The following is a 26,829-nucleotide window of genomic DNA, read 5'->3' on the forward strand; positions in this document are numbered from 1 at the left end:
CCGTTAAATTTAAATATTCTGAATATTTACAATATTTAAATATTAGGTTATTATGAACTCAAGCTAATACGGAGAGGGGATAGACCATTGGACTAGGTAAGCGAAGCATATCTTGAATCTCCTATTAACATAAGATATGCGGGGACCCCAAGTTGATCGTCGGCAGGTTTGGTGAAAAATCTGAGCCATGAAAATAAGAGAGCATTTGCGAATGTTGATTTAACAAAGTTTGTTGATTTGACGGGTATGTAAGATGTTGATTTAACAAAGCGTGTTGAATAACAACGCATGTCATCGAAGGATCGGAGTGTGCAGTACTCAATTGAATAGTCCATTTACGATAGAGTAGGAATTCCGGTTATCTTGGATAAGCGGAATTCCTACTATTCGTTTTATGCGATATTTAATTAGGCACGCTCATCTAAAAAGGGGCAGCCGACCCAAGCGGGAAGTCCACCCCTAAACGTATGCCAAACGAAACGACTACCGGTAATTATGTGCGTCTTCGACCGTGCCATCCTGCCGGTGAATGATCGCTGCGCAATTACGGTCTGAAGCAAGCGCGCGCGCTTGCTCTACCGCTTCCGCTTTCGTCGACAAGATCTGCTCAGGCTCCGTTTTGCCCTCCACCTTGATTGCCCATTCCTTCTCATGCGGCACGACATGCAGATTGGCATGCCCAGACCCGGAAGAATCTTCATTGGTGTGCTGTGGGTGGTCAGCCGCCCACTCCTTGGCTTGCGCAGTCGCTATTGCAATAGCACGACCCTCCTCGGATCCATCGTCCAATAAAGCATTGGCAATTTCAATCGCTTTATTCCGCACCCTTGGCTCGAAGTTTTTCAACGAATCAGGATAGTCCCGCTTGCTCCATGGCATCGCGATCCCCTCCTTACTTCGTTCTCTCTGGTCCGGCTACTGTGCTGTAATCATCTCCATATGAGGAGGCATTCAACGAATTATTAGAACGGAATGTATCGTAGACCAGGGCGCGGCCCTCCAGCTTCGGATCTACCATGACAAGAATTCGGCCCTCATTGACATAATCGCCATACCGTTTGGCTTCGTCCTCGGGAATGCCTACCCCGATCAGGCCGCCCACAAGACCTCCCGCTCCCGCTCCGACTGCCACGCCTGTAAGCGTCGCTACAATCGGGCCCGCGGCAAGAATCGGACCGATCGCGGGAATAGCGAGCGCGCCAACGCTTGCCAGCAGACCCGTCATCCCGCCTAACACGCCGCCTGCGGTTGCGCCTGTCGCAAGACCCTGCGGCGCTTTGGTTCCTGTCGCATCTTCTACATAAGAGACATCCTCTTTATCCTTTGCGATCACCGAAATATCCTCGGTGTTGTATCCTTGCCGTTTCAACCCTTCTATCGCATCTACCGCTTCTTGCTCCGTATGAAAAACGCCGATAATTTTCTTTTCGTGTTCCATTGATATCCCTCCTAGACAGGCTGTTTATTTCTGGAATTTTCATTAGGGCGCCACTGTTCTTACTTACCCCATGCCATCCGGAACTAAACGGGTCACTATCTGTCCCTGGGCTCGCAATCCTTTAATTCAGAAATTTTTCAGAGCGGAGATGTATAATGTGTAATCAGGCGCTCAACTGTTAAATCACAGGATAATCTGCACGGTTCCGAGGGCATATCTCCCGTCCAGCCTCTTGCCTTCATTGGCAAATTCAATGCCGGGCATACCGGTTTCCGGATCGATAATCGCTACCGCTACCCGGTAGTCGCCCGGAGTCAAATCGGCTGGCACCTTGACCTTAATATTCACTTGATGGCTGCCGGGCAGCCACTCGCGAATATCCAAGTTTGCGTTCGCGCTGCCGGCGACCTTTCCAGCTCCATCAATTAAGGAGAGCTCCACCGGCCACGAGAAGTAGAACGGAGCGACGCCTTGGTTATCGATGCGAAGATCCACCGACATGACATCGCCCGGACGCCTTTGCATTTCATGCGATTCGGACAACACAACATACCGATACCCAATCGTCTTCAAAAGCCGATCGATATTGGGCTGCAGCTCCGAATCGACGGGCATGCGATAAGGCCCTTGGGGACCGATCCAGCTGATGTGTGTCAACTCTGCCATACGCAGTGTTTCATCTATGTAACCATTCTCGACATATTTGGTTTCATGCGCAAACTCGCCGCCCCCGGGTGCTTTCACCCAATAATCCGGCATCGCTGGCTGCTCCTCGTCAGTAAGCCAAGAGGCATATCCGTTGTTGATCCAGTCAAGGAATCCATCAACCGTTTGCTCAGCATCCCCGAACGCATCATTGAACAGTCCCATCCCATGCTCCAGGGCAATATCATGAGGCCTGCGCATAAGCAAAAATGTGTCCGGGAAATAACGGAGATATGGCTCGACGTATTGATCGGTAATCACGCGGCCGGGGAACGGAATGCGGTCCGGATCACGATCCCAGGTATGCCACTCTCCCCAGTGTCCGACGCTTCCGAGCTGGATGAAAGCAATGAACGGATCATTGGCGTAACGCCCGGCTAACGCTTCGATAAGCTTCTGATGCCGCTCGATCAATACGGGGTTCGTGTAATCGGGACTAAAACCTTTGCCATAGGCCATGTCGTACCGGTATCCTTGTCCATCTATTTCATCAAATAACCAATCAGGGATATCCGTATGATCCTCATCACCAGGATCATCCAAAATGATTCGAAGAACCAGATTTACGCCCTGCCGCTCCCAATGATCAAACCGGTTTTTGGCCTCCACTTCATCGAATGCATACTCTCCCTTACGAGGCTCCAATTCCCGCCAAGTCATATTGGCATGTGCAAGCCTGAACGGCTGGGCCGGGTCGTCATAACGGGCATCCACCGAAAATCCCATATAAGGATTATTCAACACTTCGTCCACATAGCCCGGTGTATAGACGACCCGATTAACCGGGGTATCCATCCATTTCTCATAGAACAACCAGACAGCAATCGACATGATAATCAGAATGATGATTAAGATGAAGGACTGCATAACATTTAGTCTAAGCAATGATTACACCCCCATTCAAAATTATAAATCTTCTGTAATATATTTAGCGGTTCTAAGTTGTATTTTGTCGAAAAACAATAGGTATTTAGACTTATATACATTAGTTATATAATTGATTATATTCGATACTCATTACTAGTAGAGTATACAAGCGGGCAGGGGTTGAGAAAGATGAAAGTGCTTGTAACAGGAGGTTATGGTTTCATAGGATCATTCGTAGCTGAACGGTTTTTCAAAGAAGGTTACGATGTTTATATTATCGATAATCGCCCTTCCGGTAAACCCGAATATATTGACTTCAAGCACAAGGCTTATAACCTTTCTGTTGAAGACCGCAAATGCGAAGAAATCTTTCGAACCAATCAGTTTGATGCGGTGATCCATCTTGCCGCCCAGGTGAGTGTGCACACGTCTATGGAAAATCCCCGGTTAGATACCGAATCCAACGTGCTTGGCTTGTCTAATATGTTATCCATGTCCGGAAAATACGGCGTCAAAAAATTCATATTTGCATCCTCTGCGGCAGTCTACGGCCCGATTGATCAATGCCCTTTGCCGGAAACAGCCCCCTGCAATCCAATCTCTCCTTATGGAATGAATAAGTGGGTAGGAGAAATCTACTGCCGCAAATGGGAAGAAATCTACGGTCTGGAATCGATCATCTTCCGCTTCTCCAATGTGTATGGCCCCCGGCAAGGCACGGGAGGCGATGGCGGCGTCGTGTCCGCCTTCATGGAGAAGATTGTGCGCAAAGAGCCCCTTACAATCCATGGAGACGGCAATCAAACCCGCGATTTTATTTATGTGCAGGATGTAGCCGATGCGATCTACCGCGCTTCCTATTCGACCATAACCGGAATCTATAACCTGTCGACCGGTAAAGAAAGCAGCATTAATGACCTTGTTCAACATCTAAGCGATTTGAATTTCTCTCCAACGATTCAATACCAGGAAAAAAGACCAGGCGATATCAACCGTTCTATGCTGGATAATACCCTGATTAAAAAGCATCTGGATTGGGTCCCTATGTTTGACCTCAAAGAAGGATTGCAGCGGACGGTCCAATGGCACGAACAGCGCGAGACGCTTAACGCCGCCGCTCCGTCCGTTCAACCGAAACGAACTTCATCCATCCATAAATATATAAAGACGATTGTTCCTTATCTCGAGAATCTCATTCTCTTTCTGCTCGTCGCTTGGCTCACGATGAATGAATATGACGCAAGTTACGCTTATCTGGATTTTAAGCTGATCTATATCATTATTCTCGGCATGTTATACGGCAACCGCCAAGCCATCATCGCTTTTGCACTGTCTACCGGGCTGTATGTATATTATCAACTCCACAACGGAAGCGATGTTGTTTCACTGTTATATGATACCGACTTTTTCTTCCAAGTGTCGATCTACTTGTTTATCGCATTGATCGTCGGCTACACCATCGAGCGCAAGACAGCTCTCATTCGAACCAGGGAGACGCAGCTTGCCACCCTCGAGGAGAAGCATTCCTTCCTCAGTGAGGTGTATCAAGAAACCCGGCTCATCAAGAATGAGCTCCAACAGCAAATCATGAATAATGGCGACAGCTTTGGCAAGATTTATGCCGTGACCAAGGAACTGGAGAGTCTGGAACCCGATCATATATTTACGGCAACGGTCAGTGTCGTCGAGTCGATTATGAAATCATCCTCAGTCACGATCTACACGGTGAACAGCTACCACAGTTACCTGAGGCTGGTGGCCCATTCGAAGGGGGAACAATTGGAGGCTTTTAAGTCCATCAAGGTCGAAGACACCCCTTACCTGCATTCCGTACTGCATGAAAAAAAGCTGTTTGTCAATAAAAATCTGCAACATGGCGCGCCTCTTTTATGCGCTCCTGTAGTCAGCAACGGCGAGACCGTCGCAATGATCTCGCTGCACGATATGAGCTTTGAGCATTTCACTCTTTATTATCAGAACCTGTTCAAGGTTACCGTCGATCTGGTCTCATCTGCCCTCTCTCGCGCTTATTCCTATGTTGAGGCTTCAAGCAGTCAACGTTACATCCAGGGTACCTCCATTCTGACAACCGATGTATTCACCCACATTCTTGCCGGCAAAAAAGTCGCCAAAGCAAAACATGATATCGATTATGTCCTGCTTCAAGGATCGGGCATGAATGCCGCAGCCGGGCAACTGTCCGAGGTGGTTTCACGATCCTTGCGCGAGACGGACTATGTCGGGCTGGATAATAACGGAAACATTACAGTCCTTCTGTCCAATTCATCGATTAATGATGCGTCCTTCGTACTCGAGAGATTCGCCAAGGTTGGCATTCATTTGCAGGTGATGAAAGAAGATGTCTCATATGCTTGAGCTCATTTTCCTTGGTTACTGCGTACTCTGTGCCATTCTTCTTTGGATACGGCATCGCCGTGATCGCCGTGAATGGTTCATGCGGCTCATGCTCGTCATTTGTTTGCCTGGCGCCGGTTGGCTGCTGCCGCAATTCTGGCCGAAATGGCTGTACGGCAAGAATTCCAAAGCGGATTCCGAGCTTCTGGATGTTTATGGCGAGCACAACCTGTATAATGTCAAGCTCACCCGCATCTACCAGCTTCCCGAGGCGGAGAAGGAAATGAATATCGTACCGCTGGAAGAAGCGCTTATTGTTAACGATTATTTAACAAGGCGAAGAGTGATCATTGATTTGCTGAAGCAGAATACGATGGAATATATCGGGGTGCTGCAGCAGGCTGTCCGCAATGAAGACACGGAAACATCGCATTATGCCGTCAGTGCCATCATGGAGATCAAACGCAAGCTTACTTTGTCGATGCAGGAGCTCTCCGTCAAATACGAAGAGGATGCCATGAATCCCCACTTATTGCTTGCTTATGCGGATGTGCTGAAGGCTTATATGGGCAGCGGCTTTATTGACGAGCGGACGCTTACCAAGCACAAACATACGTACGCGAATGTTTTGAAACGATTAATCGAAGTTGAACCAGAGCGGGAGAGTGCCTATTTAGAAAAAATGGACACCGATCTTGAACTTGGAGATTACGCGAGCGCTGAGCAGACCGGCAGGTTATATCTGGAGCGGTTCCCCGGACAGGAAGAGGCTTACTTGGCTTTGATGAAATTATATTTCACGATACGTTCCTACGCCCAGCTTCAGGCCACACTGGAGGCGTTAAAGCGCTCGCCAATCCGGCTCTCCCATCGGGCACTAGCCCTTCTTCGCTTCTGGTCTTAGGAGAACTTAGCGATATGAAACGAAACTCAAAGCTGCAGTCCGCTTCAAAAATACGGTTAAAACACAATGTGTATATTATTCTCAGCGGCGTGCTGTTGCTGGCCATCGCCATCCAGATTACACACTCCCAATCGATTCTCAGAATAGACGGCAGTACAGCAAGCGCCAAGCGCGAAAGCGGATGGAAGCCGGCCTTTGTGGAGCCCGCGGCTCTACAGCCATCAGGCGCCCCCTATTGCATCGCTTTTGACAGCTCGAATGAAGAGAGCGCACGCCTGAAAAATAATGCCGAGCGTGTGCTGCAATATATGAAGAAGCCTGTCCGGGTATTTGATATGAGCGCAAGAGGGATCGAACTCCCGGGATGCCAGGCCGCCATTATTGCGCTGAGCGAGCTGAACAAGCTGGGCAATATCGACGAGCTGGCCCGCTATGTGGAGAGCGGCGGTTATGCCTTTCTGATGTCCCGGCCCGAATTGGAGGACGCGTTCTACCGCATCTATCGAAAGCTGGGGATCAACGATATTGGGGACGCCTCCGCTCAACAGGGAATCATGCTCCACGATAATGTGTTAATCGGCGAATCGGGGCTTGCCTTGGATGAAACATTCATGAATAATTTCGTCAATCATGTACAGCTGGACAATACGGCGCGGCTTCTCGCTTCAACGGCCAACAGGACGCCTCTGCTGTGGGAATACGCTTATGGAGGCGGCAAGTTTATGGTATTTAACGGCTCCATGCTGGCGGAAAAGTATAACCGCGGCATTGTAGCCGGCGCGATCAGTCTGCTGGAGCCTGATTTTATCTATCCGGTCTTTAATGCAAAGCTGATGTACATTGATGATTTCCCTGCACCGGTTCCAACGGGCTTGAACCCATCCATCTACCGTACGTATAAACGCGATATTTCACGGTTTTTCCGGGATATCTGGTGGCCGGATATGATTAAGCTGGCCCGGCAAGCCGACTTGAAATATACCGCCGTTGTCATCCAGACGTATACGGATCATGTTGAACCGCCCTTTGACCAACCGATCGATCAAGATCAAAACGGATTAATCATTTATGGACGCGAAGTGTTAAAGAGCGGCGGAGAAATCGGAATTCACGGCTACAACCATCAATCCCTCCAGACGAATCCGGATATTGCAGACAACTACGGATATAACACTTGGAGCAGCATGGAAGCGATGGCCGCCTCCATCGAAGAGGTCGTCAGTTATGTCGGAGAAGCTTTATCAGGATATCAGCTTCTATCTTATGTCCCTCCTTCCAATATGCTGGACGAGGTCGGACGGGAGGCGCTAAAGAAGAGCTGGCCATCGCTTGCGGTCATATCCTCGCTTTACGGGGAAGATCAGAGCGGAATGTCGTATATACAGGAGTTTGAAGTGGCTCCTGACGGCATTCTGGAGATGCCCCGCATTACGTCCGGGTATTTCGAGCGCCCGTTTGACCGTTGGGCGGAAGCCAATACGATTACTTCAATCGGCGTGTTCTCCCACTTCATTCATCCCGATGACATTATGGATGAGATCCGAAGCAACCATTTGAGCTGGGATCAGCTGTACGACAGCTTTTTACAATTGCTTAAACGTATAGACAGGATGTATCCATGGCTTCGGGCTTCTACATCCGCCGAGGCGGCCATTGCGGTCGAAAGCGTTCTGACAAGCCGCGTGGATTTGAATCGGGACGGCAATGCGATCACCGGACAGATTACCCCGTTCAAGGAGGAGGCTCATTTTATCCTCCGGACATCACGCAAAATCGGCTTGACTAAAAATAGTGAGGCCAAAAAAATAGATAAAGACACCTATCTCGTAAAAGTACACAAAGCTGGTTTTGAAATCAGATTAGGCAGGTAAACCTATGCGAATATGCATGATTGCGGAAGGCTCCTATCCCTATATCACGGGGGGCGTATCCAGCTGGATTCATTCGATCATCACCAGTTTTCCGGAGCACGAATTTATTCTGTATACAATCGGCGCTTACGAGAAACAGCGTGGACAATACAAATATAAGCTTCCGGACAATGTCGCAGGCGTGAAAGAAACGTTTCTCGACGCTTATTTGCGCGAGTCCGGAGATTGGGGCACCCGCTTCCGCCTGACTGCCGAACAGAGGCGGGCTTTCTTCTCCCTGCTGGGCGGTGACGGCGGCAAAGTGAACTGGGAAGGAATCTTTGCCCTGCTCCGCACGAAGAAATTCCGGGTGGCCTCGGACTTTTTGATGAGTAAAGATTATTTCGATATCCTCACCGAATTGTGCAAGCAGCGATATACGCTTGTCCCGTTTACCGAGATGTTCTGGACAGTGCGCTCGATGATCCTCCCGCTCTTCCTTTCTATTCGCCACGAGGTGCCGGAGGCAGACTTATACCACTGTGTCACGACCGGTTATGCGGGGGTCATCGGAGCGCTTGCCAAGCACCTGTATGGAAAGCCGCTTATTCTGACCGAGCACGGGATCTATTCCCGTGAACGGGAGGAAGAGCTGATCAAAGCCGAATGGGTGAAAGGTTATTTCAAAGACCTGTGGATTGAGTATTTTTACCGGCTGTCGGGCTGTGCTTATGATGCTTCAGATCAGATCATCACGTTATTCAACCGTAATCGGGAGATTCAGATCGAGCTGGGCTGCGATCCGGATAAAATCAGCATTATCCCCAATGGGGTCGAAGTTGCGAACGAAATAGAGCCGCCCCAGCCGCCCGCTGACGATGGTAAAATTAGAGTAGGCGCAATTATCCGGCTCGTCCCGATTAAGGATATTAAAACGATGATTCATGCCTTCGCCCTCGTCAAGAGAGAGGTGCCCAACGCAGAAATGTATATTATGGGCCCTTCCGAAGAAGATGCTGATTATTCCGCGGAATGCCAGCAGCTTGTTACTTCGCTGCAGGTCGATGACGTGATCTTTACAGGGGAAGTGCGGACCGCCGACTACTTGGGACGAATGGATATTATGATGCTGACGAGTATCAGCGAAGGGCAGCCGCTTGCCGTCCTCGAAGGGATGGCATACGGCAAGCCATTTGTCACCACTGATGTCGGAAGCTGCCGTGAACTGCTGTATGGACTTGACGATGGGATCGGACCCGCAGGTTTTGTCGTTCCGGTGATGCATTACGATCAGCTTGCCGACGCTGTCATCCGATTGTGCCAAAGCAGCAGCATGCGCCAAGAAATGGGACGCAACGGTTGGCTTCGTGTGCGCCGGCATTATACAAAACAAGGGTTCATCGCCGCCTATCGTCGGCTTTATCAATCGTATGAGGAGGAGACGCATGGCAGGAGTAGGATTTGAGCTTCGCAAGCTATTCCGTGATCAAGGGCTGATCAGCCAAGCAAAAGCCTATGCCTATTCCTCGATTACGACAATTGGCCCGATGGTGTTATGCATGGTTTTGATTGTTGCAATGCAGTGGATGATGAGCGCAGCCGGCTCTTCCTTTCTGGAGAGGGAATTGTTCCTTGCCACGGCCGTTTACAGCTTTATCTTCTCCGTGCTGTTGACCGGAGGATTATCGATGGTGCTGACCCGTTTTATTGCCGACATGATGTTTCTGAAGAAGTATGAGCACTTGCTATCCTCCTATTACGGCGCTCTTTCTGTCTGCCTCCCGATGGGATTGCTCGTCGCTTGGTTGTTTTTACGCGGGGTTTCCGCCGGGCTTGGCTACAAGCTTTCCGCATATCTGTTTTTTGCCGAGCTGATTATCATCTGGATTCAAGCGGTTTATCTGTCCGCATTGAAGGATTATATGCGGATCGTAAGGCATTTCACGATTGGGATTACCATTACATTTACCTGCGCCTGGGGCTTGCTCCATTACTCGCCGCTCCAGGGAACAACCGCAGTGCTTGTGGCGATGAATATCGGCTTCTTCTTCATTCTTGTCATGTCAGGCAGGCATTTCGAGCAGATGTTTCCGCCGAAGGATTCCCGATTATATTTTCAATTTTTCGCTTATTTCCGCAAGTACCCGGCCTTGTTCTTTATCGGCACGTTCTTTTATGCCGGCGTCTATATTCATAGCTTTATCTATTGGTTCGGCCCGCTGGATTTCATTGTTGCAGACCGGTATGCGATCTCGCCCTTCTATGATCTGCCGGTGTTTTACGCTTATTTGACCGTTATCCCTACCTTGGTGACGTTTGTTGTCTCGGTGGAAACGAGCTTTTACGAGAAATTCCGTGACTACTACGCCCATATTCTTAACAACGGCACCCTGCAGGATGTGATGAATGCCAAGCAGAACATGCAGCGTACACTCATGCAGGAAATCAGCTTTATCATGGAGCTGCAGCTGTTGTTCAGCTTAATCTCCCTTGCAATCGGCATCAAAGCGCTGCCTGCGATCGGTTTTACCCCGACTCAGCTTGATACGTTTAACATTCTTGTGCTGGGCTATTATTTGTTTATTATCCAATTTGTCGTGCTGCTGCTAATGCTGTATTTCGACGACAGAAAGGGGGTCATTCTGATCAGCGGCTTGTTTGTCGGCTTGAATGCCGGACTTACCCTCTGGACGATGAATGCGGGCTACCATGGCTTAGGAATCTTTATCGCCGGATTCATTACTCTTGCTTGCGCGCTGGGCAGACTGCTCTATTACGTACGCAATATCGATTATTACACCTTTTGCGCGCAGCCGATCACCCTTCAACCGAAAAGACGGTTTTGGCGCCGCTGGCTGCCCAAATCGGCTTCGGTTCTTGCTGTGTTTATGCTGTTAACCGCCTGCCAGGCGGAGGAAAATGCACCCTTGGAAATGGTGAGGCCGGAGGAGCAAATCGGAACTGAAGCCGATCCGTCCTCGGAAGTCAAGCTGGTCGAGGATAAACGGTTGTACGAACGGGATACCAATGACTCGCTTATCACGCTGTACGTGACCGTGCTGCCGGATAAGAATGACTCCAATGAGCGGGTCACCTGGTATTCATTGAACCGCATTACAGAGCGCAGCAATTCCGATGAACTGCGGGCGATCGTACAAGAAGGCGTCCCAGACGGAAGCGGACCAGCGGACGGACAGTTCGGCTACGGCACAACCTCACCCAATGCAAAGATCGGCCTGCGCGGCAATACATCGCGGTATGCTGCCCAGAAATCCTACAAAATCAGACTGGATGATCAAGCTGGTCTATGGCGCGACCAACAGGTTCTAAATTTGAACAAACACCCTTATGACTTCTCGCGGATCCGCAACAAAATAAGCTTTGATCTATTCAAAAACATGTCTGATATGACCAGCTTGCGCACCCAGTTTGTCCATTTATATGTCAGGGACTTATCCGAAGGCGGCAATGATGCCGCACCCTTCGAAGATTACGGATTGTATACGCATGTCGAACAGCCGAACAAAATGTTCTTGAGGACGCATTGGCTCGATCCGAACGGACAAATGTACAAAGCCGCCCAATTCGAATTTTTACGTTATCCGGATGAATTAAAGCTGCAATCCGATCCGGATTATGACAAAGCAGCGTTTGAGACGGTACTCGAAATTGACGGCCGCGAAGACCATGAGAAGCTGCTGCGCATGCTGGATGACGTGAACGATGAGACGATCTCATTTGATGAGGTATTCAAACGGCACTTCGATCTGGATAACTATTTGACGTGGCTGGCCAGCAACATATTGATGGATAACATGGATACCAACAGCCAAAATTTCATTCTGTACTCCCCGCTTAATGCGGAGAAATGGTTCTTTCTTCCTTGGGATTATGATGGAGGCTGGGGCTTTTACGATGATGTACCTTTTATCGATCGGGGAACCGCTCCATGGCAATACGGGGTTAGCAATTACTGGGGAGTTACACTGCACAAACGGTTTTTACGCAATCCAGACAATGTGGAGCTGCTCGGAAACAAGATTGTGGAGCTGGCCGAACAATTAAATGAAGAGCGGATTCGAGGGATGGTCGATTCCTACCGTGCAGTCATAACGCCGTTCCTCAATCGTGCGCCGGACATCAACTTCCTGACCGAACCGGTTGCGCAGCTGGACGAGGAGCTTGACTCATTCGCGAGTATTCCTGCCGCGCGCAAAGCGTCCTTCTTCGAACAGCTGGAGAAACCGATGCCGATCTATCTTGGCGTCCCTTCCGCCGCCTCCGGCCGCCTGCAATTTCAATGGGATCTATCCTATGACTTTCAGAAGGACGATCTCTATTATGACTGGGCGATTGCCAGCGACCCCGCTTTTCTGAATATCCTGCAGTCGGCTGAAGGGTTGACGGGGACGACATATGATATCGATCCGCTGCCTCCCGGCGATTATTTCTGGCGAATTCTCATCAGAGACAGCAAAGGCAATGAACAGATTCCGTTTGATTCTTACGAGGATGAATCCGGCGATCACTACCACGGTGTGAGCCGCTTTAAGGTGGAATAGTATGGAATTTTTAGGAAACAAGCTTCGACATGAGTTGAAATATTACCTGCATGTGCATGATTATGCCGCACTAAGGCAGGTTGTTTCGACGCTCCTAACATTAGACAGCTATTCTATAGACCACAACGGCTACGGCATCCGCAGCCTCTACTTTGACGGTCTCCATAATCACGCCCTGCACGATAAGGCCGATGGTATATTCAGCAGGGAAAAATACAGGATCCGCTGTTATAACGGCAGCGACAGGGTCATTAATCTCGAGCGCAAGAGCAAGTTCGGGGAATATGTGTGCAAAGACAATGCGAAGCTGACCCGGGAGGAATACGAAAGCATACTCTCAGGCGATTACGATTGGATGAAGGGCCACCCGTCGGAGTTGATCGCCGACTTTCATCATGCCCTTTCCCTGCGATACTTTCGCCCTGCCGTCATCGTGGACTACCAGCGGGAAGCCTATGTGTATGAGCCTGGCAATGTACGGATCACGTTCGATAAATATTTGTCGGCAGGCATTAACACCTTTCAATTATTTGATCCCGGACTGGTGTTCGTCGAAGCGCTTGAAACGCCGGTCACCATTATGGAAATCAAGTTCGACCGGTTTTTGCCTGATCTCATAAGAAGCATTATACGCCCGGATGCACACAACCGGGCGGCCATTTCCAAATATCTGTTATGTAGGGAAGTAACGATCCGGCAGCACAAGCCATAATCGCAAAGGGGAAGTCCGATGGAATTGTCATTAAGTTTTCAGGATTTGTTCAAACAGAGCGTGCTCCATCTTGAAGCGTTCCGGAATGTATCTTATATTGATGTGATTATCGGTGTAACCACATCCTTCTTTATCGGCATGTTCATTTACTATATCTATCAATATACATTCCGCGGTGTGGTATACAGCTACAATTACAATGTCACGTTCGTTTTGATGACAATGATCACCACGATCGTGATTATGACGATCAGCACCAATATTGTCTTATCCCTCGGGATGGTCGGGGCGCTCAGTATCGTCCGGTTCCGGACCGCGGTGAAGGATCCGCTCGATATTGTGTATATGTTCTGGGCAATTTCATCCGGTATTGCCGTAGGCGCAAAGCTGTATCCGGTTGCGCTGATCGGAGCGCTTGCCGTCGGACTGGCGCTCGTCTGGTTATCGCGGCGCAAGATTAAAGACCAGCCGTTTTTGCTCATTATTCGTTATAACGAATCCGCTCAAGAAGAGGTTGCGAAGCGTCTGCGCAAAACCCCGCACCGGCTAAAGTCCAAAACAGTCCGCAAAGGTTACATTGAAATGACGGTTGAGCTTCGCCTTCGCGATGACAATACGGCGTTTGTCAACGAGCTGGCAGAGCTCGAAGGCGTGGCCGATGCTGTACTCGTCAACTATTCAGGCGATTATGCGCAATAAAGGTCTTTTTACTGCACCCCGCTACAAGATCGGGGACAGCAGCCGTGCCAGCGATTCTTTGAATTTGAGCAGAAGCGGTCGGTTCAGGTAGCCTTCCAGGGTCAGCTCGGTGCTGACCTGAATATCCTGCTCAAAGATCCGTTTCAATCTTGTCGACGTCTCCGTGTCATATACGAAAGCGTTCATCTCAAAATTCAAGCGAAAGCTGCGGATGTCGATATTCGATGTGCCGACCGATGCCAACGTACCGTCCACAACAATGGTCTTTGCGTGCAGGAATCCCTTATTGTAAAGAAACACCTGTGCCCCGCTTTCCAGCAGCTCGCCCAAATAAGAAGAGGAAGCCCAATACACCAGCTTATGATCCGGACTGCTCGGCATCATGACTTTGACATCAACCCCTGACACCGCAGCCAGCTTCAGTGCGGTTAACAAGCTCTCATCGGGAATGAAATATGGCGTCTGCAGATAGATGCTTTCCTTGGCCGCATAGATCATCTTCAGATATCCGTTCTTAATCTGCTCCCACTCCGAATCAGGGCCGCTGGATACGATCTGCATGCCTACGCTGCCGGAACCGGTCACCATCGGAAAATAGTTAAAATCCAGCGGAATCTCGGCAGTCGATGACAGGTTCCAATCGAGGATGAATTGGACCTGGATCTGCTGCACCGCGCTGCCTTCCAGCTTTAGATGCGTATCGCGCCATGCGCCGAAGCGCTCTGCCAAGCCTAGATATTCGTCCCCAATATTAAATCCCCCAATGTACCCGTACCTGCCGTCAATAATGGCAAGCTTCCGATGGTTCCGGTAATTTAGCCGAAGGTTAAGCAGCGGGATCCGTGAAGGGAAAAAGGCAGCTACCTGCCCGCCTGCAGCGGTCAGCTCCTGGAAGAACCGCGTAGGCAGCGCCCGTGATCCAACGTGATCGTACAGAAACCGCACCTTTACCCCTTCCCGGGCTTTTTTCGTGAGCGCCTGGGTCAACCGCTTGCCAAGCGTATCATTGCGCACTATGAAATAGAGCAGATGAATATGATCCTCCGCCTCCTCAATCGCCTGCAGCAGCGAATCGAACTTGCTGTTTCCATCGGTAAAAATCTCCACCCCGTTATCCTGCGTATACAGAGCGCTGCTGCCCACCAGATTCATGAAGATCATATTGTGGTATTCCGTGATGGCCGGATCCTTAAACTCGATTTTGCGCTGCTCCATCAGTTGGAACTGATTTTGCAAAATATCCTGGACATGCTTGAGCCTGTCGACTCTGATTTTATAGATTTTGCGCCTGCTCAGGTTTTGTCCAATGATGAGATAAAGGATAAAGCCTACGCTGGGCAGGAAAAACAATACGAGCAGCCAAGCCCATGTAGCCGCCACATTGCGGCGTTCCAGAAAAATGACCGTCCCTGCAAGGAAAATGTTAAGTACATAGAGGATAATGACCGTATTCTGCAGCATACCCATCACGCAAGGAGCACCCCAGTTCTTTAGTCTCTTTCTAACACTATACCCGTAAACCAATCTTGGGAACAACAATAAAAAAAACGGCATCCATTTCTTATCGAAATGAATGCCGTTTAACCGCATCAAGCAGATTATTGAACTGTATTGTTCGTGACTGCTTCTTCTGTGTTATCTTGTTCCGGCTGCAGTTTATTATCGATCTTAGCTGCCGTGCGAATCTCTTGCAGCCATGTGCCGGATAGGTTATACAGCTTCTCATTGATCAGATCCTCGCGGATCTCATCCTTCTTCTCTTCAAAAGTCGGCGTGACCGCGGCCTTATGGTCCACCGTTTTAATAATATGATAACCGAAGCTGGATTGGACGACTCCACTTATCTCGTTATTATCAAGCGCAAACGCCGCTTCCTCGAAAGCCGGATCCATGGCACCGCGCCCGAAGTATCCGAGATCGCCGCCGTTGTCCTTGGTGCCGGGATCTGTCGATTTTTCTTTTGCCAATGCTGCAAAATCAGCGCCCTGCTTAAGCTCTTCCAAAATCTGCTCGGCTTCCTCCTGTGTCCCTACGAGAATATGGGAGGCCTGCACCTGTTCAGGCGTTCCGAGCGAATCTTTGTGCTGATCGTAATACTGCTGTAATTCTTCATCCGTCACTTGGATTTGCGGCTCCAGCACTTTGCGCATTTCCAGCTGAATCTTGATCTGCTTCCGGAGCACCTCTTCGGTCAGCCCATTCTGCTGCAGAACCGATTGGAACTCTTCATCGCTTGGGTAGTCCACCCTAATCTTCCCGATCTCGCCGTCAATATCGCTTTCGCTGACCGTTACGTTCGCCTTCTCCGCTTCCTGGCGGATTAACTCTTCTGTTATCAGGTTCTCCAGGGCGGCTGTACCGCCTTGTCCGACCAATGCGTCATACAGCTTGTCTTTGCCGATCGCGACACCATTTACGGTGGCGACCGCCTCGCTGGATTCAGCCTTTTTGCCCTCCGGGCCAAATGCGATCATCGCGACGAGCAGCGCACACAGCACAAAGGATATCCCGATCCATATTTTCGTATTCAAGAGGCCTGACGGTGTGGAAGCTGCAGCCCCTGCGGTTGTCCCGTTCCCGTTAACCGGCTCCCCTTGAGCAATTTGATCATGTGTACCATTGTTTTCAGAATCCTTCATTTCTATACCCCTTTCAAATTTCCCTTCATATTCTCTGTTCCCTGTTGTCTATCTTTATGAAACGACTTTTTTACTATAACAGACTGCCTAGAATAAAACCTTAAAGAAAGATAAAAAATTGCATTTTTATCTTATAATTGCAGGTTCGGATGGTAGCGTGTAATATTCAATAGTAGCCTTTGCACAAAACGGAGGTCCGGTTTATGTCGATCAAAATGAAACTTTCACTGTTCATCTCTCTCATCGTAACGGTTGTTCTAACACTAAATATATCCATTTACTATATAACGACCAGAGAAGAACTGTTAGAGAATGCCGAGCAGCAAACCCGAATCATTGCCAAGCAAATCGGAGCAACCGTCGAGGTTTCCGAACAGGCCAAGCAATTAATCGAGGACTCGATCGGAAGCATGCTTCGCATGGCGGCAATCGCCACCGCGGAACAGCTCCCGCCAAAAATCGCGGATGTGACAAACGATCAGCTTACTCAAATCAGCAAACAGCTGACGATCGACCATATCTCGCTCTGGAAACGAATCGATAACGACATCATCGTCTTAAAATCATCCGATCCGAATGAGCTTAACATGAGCTCCAAATCATGGGACTATTGGTACACTGCCTTTAATCAATTGTTCGACGGCGTTCCCGTTACAATCCCCCAAGGCCAGAAGCTCCCAAATTATTGGTCCGGTCCCTACAACTTTGCCACTTCCAATCCGAACATTATTAACAAATGGGGCAACTATTACGACGGAACAACGGATTACATGATCAATCCTTATATTAATGCCGATATGCTGCTGCAATTTGAGCAAAAGATCGGAACGAATGCCATGCTCAGCAAGATGATTAAAGATAACGATGGTGTTCTGGAGATTACGGGCTTTGATCCCCGTTTTTTTGGCAAGGATCCGATTCTTAAGATAAAACAGGGCATGGTTGTGCATAATTTGGATGTACGGGGCGTCATCTTCGGCCAATATGTCTATGTGAATCAAGAAGCGGACTTGGAGCAAATGAACAATGCGCTGCGAACAGGCGAAATGACGACGGTAAAAGCGACGATCAGCGGCCAGAACGTGCTGAAAAGCTTCATTCCGATGAGCGGAAGCAATAACAGTGACTATGTGATCGGCATCACCATCGACCAAGATGCCATGGAGCAGGGATTAAACCGGCAGCTCCTTATTCACACGCTCATCTCGTTAGGCTTGATTGCCGTCACACTTGTCGCCAGCTATTTTATATCCGGCTTTCTGATGCGTTCCTTGAATCAGGTGCTGGTAACCGTCAATCAGATTGCTGCCGGCAACTTCGGCACTCACATTCCCATCAGCGGTAAAAAGGATGAACTCGGCCTGCTCGCTACAAGCGTCAACTCGATGTCCGACAATCTTGATCATTATATGAACCGGCTGAAGGATTCCGCAGAGGAGCTGCGAAGCACGAAGGAATATTTGGAGTCCTTCATCAATCACACCTCCGATGCCATCCATGTATCGGATCTGGAAGGCAATGTTACGCAGGCGAACAAAGCATTTGAGGATATATACGGGTGGACCGCGGAAGAGCTGGACGGTGCGCCATACTATAACATTCCTTCCGGATATGAAGCGGATTACATCAAGCTGTTAAAACAGGTGCTTGAGGGTGAGGCGATAGCTGATTACGAGACCGTACGGCTGACCAAGGACGGCCGGATGATAGACGTCAGCCTTACCATTTCCCCGATTCGTGACGGTCGCGGGAAAATCATCGCCATCGCTTCCATCTCGCGGAATATAACGGCGCGCAAGCAGACCGAGGAGGTGCTCCGCCGCTCGGAGAAGCTTTCAGTCGTGGGCCAATTGGCTGCCGGAGTCGCCCATGAAATACGAAATCCGCTGCAGACATTGAAAGGCTTCGTGCAGCTTAACAAATCGAAGGGCACACTAAATGAGGGCCATCTGGATATCATGCTGTCCGAGCTGGACCGGATTAATTTCATCGTCAGTGAGTTTCTTGTCCTTGCCAAGCCGCAGGTTACCTCGATTCAGCCGATCGATATCCGGGAGACGGTGAACAGCTTAATCGTCTTGCTGGATTCACAGGCCCATCTGAACAGCATTGAATTTGAAACAGCCTTTGAAGCTGAGCTGCCGCAGGTGATGGGCGAGCCGAACCAGCTTAAGCAGGTATTCCTCAACATCATGAAAAATGCAATGGAAGCCATGCAGGATGGCGGCACGATCCGAATTGAGATTGCCAAGGGCGATGACAAGGGACAGGTGGTCATTCGATTCATCGACCAAGGCGTCGGCATGACTGAGGAAGAGCTGCAGCGGATCGGCGAGCCGTTCTTTACGAATAAGGAAACGGGAACCGGGCTGGGTCTTATGGTCTGCCAGCAGATCGTCGCTAATCATAAAGGGAAGCTGAATTTTTATAGTCAATTGGGTGAAGGCACGACAGTAGAGGTTATTCTTGGCAGTAATTACAAGGAAGCATAGTCCCGCGGGAGCAGGATGAGCATAAACTATCGATAGAAGGAGGCCAGGGATAATGGACTTGCGAAAGCTGCGGTTGGATGAGCCCTCCAGCCATACCTATAGTGAAGAACGCGATGAATATGAACGGGACTACGCGCGTCTGATCCAGTCTCCGGCCTTTCGCCGGCTGCAGGGCAAATCGCAGGTATTCGGCGCCGGAACCGGCGACTATTACCGGACGCGCTTGACCCACTCGATCGAGGTGTCGCAAATTGCGCGCGAAGTCGCACGTAAGCTGCCGCGCCAATACCCGTTTCTGAATAAACGGGAGCACCCCGGTTTAATGATGGACCCCGCCGTGGTGGAATGCGCAGCCCTGGCTCACGATTTGGGGCATCCGCCTTTTGGACATAAGGGCGAAGAAGTGTTGAATCGACTGCTGCTTGAGCACAGCGGCTTGCCTTACGAGGGCAATGCCCAAAATTTCCGGATTCTGATGTTTCTCGAGAAGCGTGCCGGGAGCGGCAGCGGCCTGGATCTCACCGCCGCCGTACTGCTGGCGATTAATAAATATCCGTTCCGGTTAGGCGAACCCGGCCGGCTCAAAGGCGTCTATCCGTCGGAATGGGAAGATATCGAGCAGCTCCGCTTCAAATGGCAGATGCCGGCTGACTGCGGAACGCTGGAAACCCAACTCATGGATTTATGTGATGATATCGCTTATTCGACCCACGACATTGAAGATGGCATCCGGGCAGGGAAGATCCGCATGGACCGGGCTTTCTTCGAGGACAGCCGTCTGGTGGAGCATTTGGTCCAGGAGATTATCAACGATGAGGGCAACTCCGATGTGAATTGGGATGAGATCGATATTCCGTCGATGGTACGGCGTGTACTGGCGGCGTATTATGAACAATGGGAAGAAATATATCTGGCCTGCGAAAGAGAAGCCTCCCGTACACGCAGGGAGATGAAAGCCCGCTGGGTCAGCCTGTTTGCCAGCAGGGTCGGCATTATCGATGATAAGGGGAAGAATTGGAAGCGGGTGACCTTCGTCCGCGACGGCGTACAGGACTATGAGCTGCTGCGGACGATGGAGATCATAAAGAAGCTTGCATGGGTCACACTGATTAAAGATTTCCGCGTTCAACGGCTGCAGATGCGCAGCGAGATTCGAATTCGCCGATTATGGGATAGCTTTATCGTTCCGGATTACGGACGGCTCATCATTCCTCCCGATTGGATTGAGAACTATGAGCTTCACAAAAACAAGTGGAGCTGGCCCCGTTTTGTCGCCGATTATATATCGGGCATGACCGATGCCTACTCAGAGAAAGTCTATACCGAGTTGTTCGCCGGCCGTTCCGGAACGATCTATGAGATGGATTAAGAAAGAGCTAATGTAATGGTCCGCTGCTCCCGGCTGCTTTCGATGGCAGCTTCAATGATCCGCATCGTATGAAGCGCATCGGTTGCGGGGACCGGCACCTCGCCGCCTGCTGAGATCGCCTTGGCCAACTGCCCGTAGTACATCTCATAACAGCCCCGCCGCGTTTCAATTGTAGAACGCATGGTCAGCCCGCCTGCTTCTGTTGTCATTTGCCCGAACCCGGCAGGCTGGTCCTCACCATAGCCATGGTCGCCAGGACGAACGCCCCGCTTAAGCTGCTCTTCCTGCGGATCCAGACCGAATTTGATGAAGCTGCCTTGATCCCCGTGCAGTTGAAACCGAGGTCCGGGCTGTTTAACTAATGAACCCGAGTGAAGTATGGCCCGCATGCCGCCCGCAAATCCGAGAACAAGATGATAATAATCGACAATCTGCGTGCCTTCCCGCTCCATCCTCAAATCCGCCCACACCGATTCCGGTTTTCCAAACAACGTCAAAGCCTGGTCAATCAGATGCGAACCAAGATCATATAAAATGCCTGAGCCCGGGAGCTGATGCTCCTTCCAGCGATTCTGCAGCTGTGGACGATAGCGTTCAAAATGGGATTCATAAAGGGAAAGCCTGCCCAGCATCCCCGTTTCCAGCAGGCTCTGCACCGTCAAGAAATCCCCGTCCCAACGGCGATTCTGATACACCGACAGCACCACGCCCTGCTGGTCAGCCAATCCGATCAGGTCCTCCGCTTCCGCTGTCGTGACCGTGAATGGTTTCTCGACGACTACATGCTTGCCAGCCAGAATCGCCTGCTTGGCATACTCATAATGCGTTGCGTTCGGACTGGTTACGACGACAACATCGATGTCCTGCTTGACGAGCAGGGAATCCACATCCGGTATCACTTCCGTGTGCGGATAATCCTGATGCACCTTGTCTGCACTCGATGAAACGATGGCCCTAAGCTGCAATTCCTCCACACTGTCAATAAGCGGCGCATGAAACACAGAACCGGACAACCCATAACCGATAATGCCTATGTGAATCGTCATATGTATCCCCTCCGTATCCATAAGTGACCCCAGTATACCCCTTCCCATTCGCCAATTCAATCCAACTATGTTCTCGTTCTTACACATTATCTGCGAGTTTACCGAATCTATATATATTTTTCGACAAAATTTTCGAAAAACCATAATTTTTTGTCGTTTAATGTCGAAATAATAAGTATAATCACGGTAAGAACATTCACAAATGTGAAGGGGTACACATCAATGTCCATTCATCTGAGAACCTACTATGCTGTCACCAGTGCGCTGTTAATCATTATATTGACTACATTTTTAAGCTTTAATATCAGCAATCAGGCCACGGCTAAAGTCGAAAGTGAAATCGGCAATTCCCATGCTGCCCTGGCTTATCAAATGGCCGATAAATTAGATCATTATATGTGGTCGCGTTCCGGTGAACTCAAAGTGCTGAGCAAGCTGGAAATTCTGCGCGATCCCCATGATCCGGCCGATATTCAAAACCTGCTCGAGCAATTGAAAACGAGCTTTCCCGCATTCTCCTGGATAGGCCTAACCAATGCTGACGGCATCGTGGAAGCGGGTACCGGCACCATCTTGGAAGGCTTCGACATCTCTGAACGCCCCGTATTTAAGGAAGCCCAATACAGCACCTTTATTGGCGACGTGCACGACGCCGTTCTTTTAGCCAAGCTTCTTCCTAATCCTAGCGGAGAAACCCTGAAATTCGTTGACATCGGCACACCGATCCATAATGCCGACGGTGCCTTCATCGGGGTACTTGCCGCCCATTTAAGCTGGGAATGGTCGCAGGGAATCCGGGATTCGATTATTAAACCTTTGAAAATTAAAAACAGGAACCAAATTGAAATTTTCATCATTAGCGCTGAGGATAATCGCGTGCTGCTTGGACCGCATCATATGATCGGGGCATCGCTGAATTTGAACAGTATTTCTGAAGCTAGAGAGAAAAAAAACGGCTGGGAAATTGAGCAGTGGCCGGACGGACTGCAATATTTAACCGGTTATGCCTACGGCAAAGGATATGCGGATTACCCGGGACTGGGCTGGACCGTTCTCGTACGGGAACCGACTGCGACCGCATTTTCCTCTTCCGTTGAATTGCGGCAGTACATCCTTTGCTTGGGAATCGTCTCCAGCCTTATCTTTGCTTTCTTGGGCTGGCTGTTAGCAGGGAAGATCGCCAAGCCGCTGCATCAATTCGCGATAACGGCCGATCGCCTTCGTAACGGCGAAAAGGTTGAAGTGCCTTATTTTAAGGGTATCAAAGATATCGAGGTGCTCTCCACGTCGCTGCGCGACCTGCTTGCAACCCTTATCAAGACGGAGACCCGGCTGGGCAGGATGGAAGATCTCGCGCATCATGATAAACTAACCGGACTCTCTAACCGGACTGCGCTGGATCACTTTCTGATGGATATCACGCAAAGGGCGGAACAACATAACGAGACCTTTGTTTTCTTATATTTTGACTTAGACGGTTTTAAGAGCGTAAACGATACGTTAGGCCACCATGCGGGAGACCTATTGTTGAAAGAAGCTGCGCTGCGCTTGCAAACAAGGCTGTGCGAAGGGGAATCCATCTTCAGGTTGGGCGGGGATGAGTTTATCCTGGTGTTATCTGCGTCCACTGCCGAACCTACGGACGAGGCCAACGCAATCTCCGAAAGGATCATTGAAACTATAAATCAGCCGTTCTATATTGACGAAACAAAAATCCGGATCAGCTGCAGCATTGGCGGCGCCGTATGGCCCGATGATGCAACTGATCCTGTGAGGGTCATCCGCCTCGCGGACAGCGCACTTTATATCTCCAAAAATAATGGCAAAAACCGCGTTACTTTCTATCACGATACGAAGTAGGGTTAGGGAAGTGCAGGGCCGTCCAGCCTGGTTCACCTATCCTCGGGTATTCCAGTTATCCCCTGCCGATGGAAAAAGAAGGCTCCTTCTGTGCCTGCAAGCACGAAAGGAGCCTTCTCATCTTTATTATTACATGGTTGTGCTGCGTGGAGTCGAATGCGCGTCCGCTGGAGATGCCGCCGCAGGCACTTCCTCCTCCTCCTTACGCATGAACGGCCACCAATTCGCCTCGCCGAATATGCGCACCATTACCGGGATGAAGAGCGGCAGCATAAAGAGTGCGTATAAGAACAGCCCGCAGAGTACGATGGTAGCAATCTGCAGCAGCGACATGACGCCTGATGGCAGCATCGCCGCGAAAGTTCCACCGAGGATCACCGCCGCTGATATAATGACGGTACCCATGTTCTTCATCGATAATAGAATCGCCTCGGCAGGGCGCAAATGACGGTATTCCTTGAATCGGTCCATAAGGAAAATACTATAGTCAATGCCCAGGGCAACCAGGATGACGAAGCCGAAGAACGGAACCGCCCAGCTAATCCCGGAGTAGCCGAGAATGCGTACGAACAGCACCTCTGTAATCGCCATAGAAGTATAGTAAGTTAATAACAGCGATAAGATCAGATAGATCGGCATCACGAACGAACGGAACAGCACGATCAGGATAAGGGCGATACCGATAATCATAAGCATCACGGTACGTGAGTAATCCTCTGCCGAGATTGTCCGCAGATCATTATTCATACTCGATACACCATCTACTGCGAAGGTCGCATTTTCGAATTCGGTACCCTTCAACGCGCGTCCGACGGCCGATTTCAGATCATCGGTTTTCTCCAGTGTCTCCACTTCATACGGGTTGCCTTCGAAGACAACATCGAATTTGGCAATCTGGCGATCATCAGACATATAGACATCGAGCGCCGATTGGAACTCTTCGCTGTGGATCGCCTCCTCCGGAATAAACCAGCCGCTGATTTGGCGATTCGGTGCATCCGATAATTCCGTCAGGTAACCTTGCGCCGATTGAAGCCCGCCGGACAAGTCGGACAACCCGTCAACACTCTGGTTCAGGCCGTCTGTTAACTCGCCCAACTGGCCATTCAGCTGTGAGAAGCCATCCTTCAACGCCTGCTGGCCGCTCGTTAATTGGTCGAGGCCGCCGGTTAGCTCAGGCAGACGGCCCACAATTTGCCCCTGTCCGTCAGCAGCCTGCTCGATGCCCGCTTGCAGCTGCCCGATGCCGTCTGCGATGGATGCGAGGCCTTGTGCCAGCGCCCTCTGGCCCCCCACCGCTTGCTCAAGTCCTGTATTCGCCCGGTCCAACCCCTCGCCAAGTCCGGCTAGCTGGCCGTTCAATTGCTTCAGCCCCGCGCTCAGCCCAGCCGCCTGACCTTGAAGTAAGGAAACGGTATTTTGCAACTCCGCGAACTGTTCATCATTTTGCAGCTCCGGATATTTCTCCGATAAATCGCCCAGTCCTTGCTGAACACCTGACAATCCCTCCGCCAGCTGGGATTGACTGTCAGCGACGTCTTTATACCCTGCTATCAAGCCATCAACGCCCGTTCCCATCTGCTCGTAGCCGGCCAGCAGCTCCTGCGATGCCGCGGCGAGCCGGTCTGCACTGGCTTTTGCCTGCTCCAGCCCTTCTCTGAGCTCACTTGCGCCGACTGAACCGTCCCGAAGCCCCTGCTCGATATGCTTCAATCCATCACCCAGCTGTACAACGCCCGCTTTCAGTTCGTTCGTGCCGCCAATGAGTTGATCTGCACCGCTAACAGCCTCACTGAGCTTCGGTGCGTTCTGACTGAGCGCGGTGCTCGCTTCCGAGAGACCCTGTCCGATTTGGCCCAGACCGTCCTCCCCTTCTCCAAGTCCGCTGCCCAGCGTTTCCACCTGCTGCGCCACCTGGAAATCCTCCATCGCATCACCGGTAGGGCGCGTAGCGCTGCGGACAGTTTTCACGCCATCAACATTGGCTAGTTCCCGGCTGATCTGTTCCATTGCAGCCAAGCCTTCAGGCGTATCCAGCGGCTGGTCGGTCTTCACGACGACCGTGGATGGCAGCGATTCGCCTGGCCCGAAGCTGTCTGAGATGACCTGGAACGCTTTAACCGAATTGTATTTATCTCCGATCTCATCCAATGAGTTGAATGATATCGCGCCTTTGTAAGCCGATAAGAAAGGCACGATCAGAACAGCCAGAATAACAAGCGCCCAGATCGGCTTTCTTAAGGAGAACTCGCCGACCGCTCCCCACAGCCTGCTCTGTTTATGCTCCAAGGAACCCTTCGCAGGCCAGAAGATCGCTTTACCCAGCACCGCCATGAAGAATGGAACAAGGGTTACTAATGCGATCATCAGCACCGCTACGCCGACGGCTACGGCGACCGCGGAACGGTACAACACAAAGGTCGAAAAACCGATCGACGCGAATCCTACCAACACCGCAAGTCCGGAGAAGAATACCGTCCTTCCTGCGGTTCTGTAGGTGGCAAGCACCGCTTCTGTCTTATTGCCTCCGCTGTGAACAAGCTCTTCCTTGAAACGGCTGATCAACAGAATACAGTAGTCCGTACCAATCCCGAACATAATCGCCACCATGAAGATTTGCGTAAAGTTCGATAACGGGAAGTCCGCATATTCAACCAGATAAGCAACCACCGACTGTGAAGCAATATAACTGATCCCCACCGCCAGCAGCGGGATAAACGGCGCAACGGCCGAGCGGAATACGATAAATAGGATGGCCAGAATAAACACGAGCGTGATCAGTTCGGTCTTCTTTAGCCCTTCCTCCGAGCTCTTGATTACATCCTCGTTAATCAGCCAATTGCCGGTATAGTAATGCTCGACTTGGACGTCAGACAGCGCTTCGTATAACGAATCGCTCATTTCTGACGGCTCGCGCCCGTTTGCATCCATATTGACCAGAGCAAGCACCGTTTTGCCGTCCTCAGACACCATCTGATGCTCTAATTCCTTCATGTCAAAATGGGTCATAACGGAGGTAATGCCATAGGCTTCCTCCCCATTCTTCAACAGATTGATGCCGCGCTCTGCCTCAGCCAGATCCGCGGCGCTTAATCCGTTCTCATTGTGAAAAACAAGCACCGAGGACACCTCATTGGTTCCTTCCTCAGACTGTCCATTCATTTCATTTAATAACTCCGCAGCAATCGTCGAGGAATAGCCGTCCGGAACATTAATCTGCCCCTTCTCCCGCACGAGCTCCGCCATATTGGGCGCAGTAAACACCAAGCCGACAACAGCAACCAGCCACAAGGCCAATATCACCCATTTGAATTTCAATACGGTCTTCATC

At 50.3% G+C, this 26,829-nt stretch carries 17 protein-coding genes; 10 read left to right on the forward strand and 7 right to left on the reverse strand.

What is annotated here, in order from left to right:
• Positions 1–483: 483 nt before the first annotated feature.
• From IEW11_RS03640 to IEW11_RS03650, 3 genes are all read right to left on the reverse strand, one after another.
• Positions 484–879, reverse strand: a complete 396-nt coding sequence (locus IEW11_RS03640) for a DUF2188 domain-containing protein (RefSeq protein WP_188529118.1) — start codon at positions 877–879, stop codon at positions 484–486.
• Positions 880–892: 13 nt separating this feature from the next.
• Positions 893–1,438, reverse strand: coding sequence for a general stress protein (locus IEW11_RS03645; protein ID WP_188529120.1), 546 nt, complete (start codon positions 1,436–1,438; stop codon positions 893–895).
• A 183-nt stretch (positions 1,439–1,621) separates the two neighbouring features.
• Positions 1,622–3,028 (reverse strand): DUF4832 domain-containing protein, encoded by a 1,407-nt coding sequence (locus IEW11_RS03650; protein ID WP_188529122.1) that lies wholly within the window; start codon positions 3,026–3,028, stop codon positions 1,622–1,624.
• A 171-nt stretch (positions 3,029–3,199) separates the two neighbouring features.
• Here IEW11_RS03650 and IEW11_RS03655 point away from each other — a divergent pair, with 171 nt between their 5' ends.
• Genes IEW11_RS03655 through IEW11_RS03685 form a run of 7 tightly spaced genes read left to right on the forward strand, consistent with a single transcriptional unit; the run spans position 3,200 to position 14,092 of the window.
• The gene (locus tag IEW11_RS03655; protein ID WP_188529124.1) at positions 3,200–5,386 is read left to right on the forward strand and encodes an NAD-dependent epimerase/dehydratase family protein; all 2,187 of its coding nucleotides are present in this window, start codon (positions 3,200–3,202) and stop codon (positions 5,384–5,386) included.
• On the forward strand, positions 5,370–6,269 hold the full coding sequence (locus tag IEW11_RS03660) for a tetratricopeptide repeat protein (protein ID WP_188529126.1): 900 nt from the start codon (positions 5,370–5,372) through the stop codon (positions 6,267–6,269). Before IEW11_RS03655 ends, IEW11_RS03660 begins: the two co-directional genes overlap by 17 nt.
• A 14-nt stretch (positions 6,270–6,283) precedes the next feature.
• Positions 6,284–8,140 carry a DUF2194 domain-containing protein gene (locus IEW11_RS03665; RefSeq protein ID WP_188529128.1) on the forward strand — a complete coding sequence of 619 codons (1,857 nt, stop codon included), beginning with the start codon at positions 6,284–6,286 and terminating at the stop codon, positions 8,138–8,140.
• A 4-nt stretch (positions 8,141–8,144) separates the two neighbouring features.
• Positions 8,145–9,584, forward strand: coding sequence for a GT4 family glycosyltransferase PelF (gene pelF / locus IEW11_RS03670; protein WP_188529130.1), 1,440 nt, complete (start codon positions 8,145–8,147; stop codon positions 9,582–9,584).
• Complete coding sequence (pelG, locus tag IEW11_RS03675; protein WP_188529132.1) at positions 9,565–12,681, forward strand: exopolysaccharide Pel transporter PelG; 3,117 nt, start codon at positions 9,565–9,567, stop codon at positions 12,679–12,681. The genes pelF and pelG overlap by 20 nt, the downstream gene beginning before the upstream one ends.
• A gap of 1 nt (position 12,682) precedes the next feature.
• The gene (locus tag IEW11_RS03680; RefSeq protein WP_188529134.1) at positions 12,683–13,393 is read left to right on the forward strand and encodes a polyphosphate polymerase domain-containing protein; all 711 of its coding nucleotides are present in this window, start codon (positions 12,683–12,685) and stop codon (positions 13,391–13,393) included.
• 18 nt (positions 13,394–13,411) lie between these two features.
• A complete protein-coding gene (locus IEW11_RS03685; protein ID WP_188529136.1) occupies positions 13,412–14,092 on the forward strand; it encodes a DUF4956 domain-containing protein in 681 nt (226 codons plus the stop codon).
• Positions 14,093–14,113: 21 nt separating this feature from the next.
• On the opposite strand, the gene cls is transcribed toward IEW11_RS03685, so the two are convergent.
• Both cls and IEW11_RS03695 read right to left on the reverse strand, forming a co-directional pair.
• Complete coding sequence (gene cls, locus IEW11_RS03690) at positions 14,114–15,559, reverse strand: cardiolipin synthase (RefSeq protein ID WP_188529496.1); 1,446 nt, start codon at positions 15,557–15,559, stop codon at positions 14,114–14,116.
• A 131-nt stretch (positions 15,560–15,690) separates the two neighbouring features.
• Positions 15,691–16,731 carry a peptidylprolyl isomerase gene (locus tag IEW11_RS03695; RefSeq protein ID WP_188529138.1) on the reverse strand — a complete coding sequence of 347 codons (1,041 nt, stop codon included), beginning with the start codon at positions 16,729–16,731 and terminating at the stop codon, positions 15,691–15,693.
• A gap of 203 nt (positions 16,732–16,934) precedes the next feature.
• Here IEW11_RS03695 and IEW11_RS03700 point away from each other — a divergent pair, with 203 nt between their 5' ends.
• Together IEW11_RS03700 and IEW11_RS03705 are read left to right on the forward strand one after the other, a co-directional pair.
• A complete protein-coding gene (locus IEW11_RS03700) occupies positions 16,935–19,223 on the forward strand; it encodes an ATP-binding protein (protein ID WP_188529140.1) in 2,289 nt (762 codons plus the stop codon).
• Between the two features lie 52 nt (positions 19,224–19,275).
• Positions 19,276–20,592 (forward strand): deoxyguanosinetriphosphate triphosphohydrolase family protein, encoded by a 1,317-nt coding sequence (locus IEW11_RS03705; RefSeq protein WP_188529142.1) that lies wholly within the window; start codon positions 19,276–19,278, stop codon positions 20,590–20,592.
• On the opposite strand, the gene IEW11_RS03710 is transcribed toward IEW11_RS03705, so the two are convergent.
• The gene (locus IEW11_RS03710; RefSeq protein WP_188529144.1) at positions 20,589–21,638 is read right to left on the reverse strand and encodes an oxidoreductase; all 1,050 of its coding nucleotides are present in this window, start codon (positions 21,636–21,638) and stop codon (positions 20,589–20,591) included. The genes IEW11_RS03705 and IEW11_RS03710 overlap by 4 nt on opposite strands.
• Positions 21,639–21,860: 222 nt before the next feature.
• Here IEW11_RS03710 and IEW11_RS03715 point away from each other — a divergent pair, with 222 nt between their 5' ends.
• Entirely contained in the window at positions 21,861–23,498 is a 1,638-nt protein-coding gene (locus IEW11_RS03715; RefSeq protein WP_188529146.1) for a diguanylate cyclase domain-containing protein, read from the forward strand.
• Between the two features lie 129 nt (positions 23,499–23,627).
• Here IEW11_RS03715 and IEW11_RS03720 read toward each other — a convergent pair whose 3' ends face one another.
• Positions 23,628–26,828 (reverse strand): MMPL family transporter, encoded by a 3,201-nt coding sequence (locus IEW11_RS03720; RefSeq protein ID WP_188529148.1) that lies wholly within the window; start codon positions 26,826–26,828, stop codon positions 23,628–23,630.
• Position 26,829: the final 1 nt, after the last annotated feature.

The organism is Paenibacillus abyssi, from assembly GCF_014640295.1.
Taxonomy (GTDB): Bacteria; Bacillota; Bacilli; order Paenibacillales; family Paenibacillaceae; genus Paenibacillus_D; species Paenibacillus_D abyssi.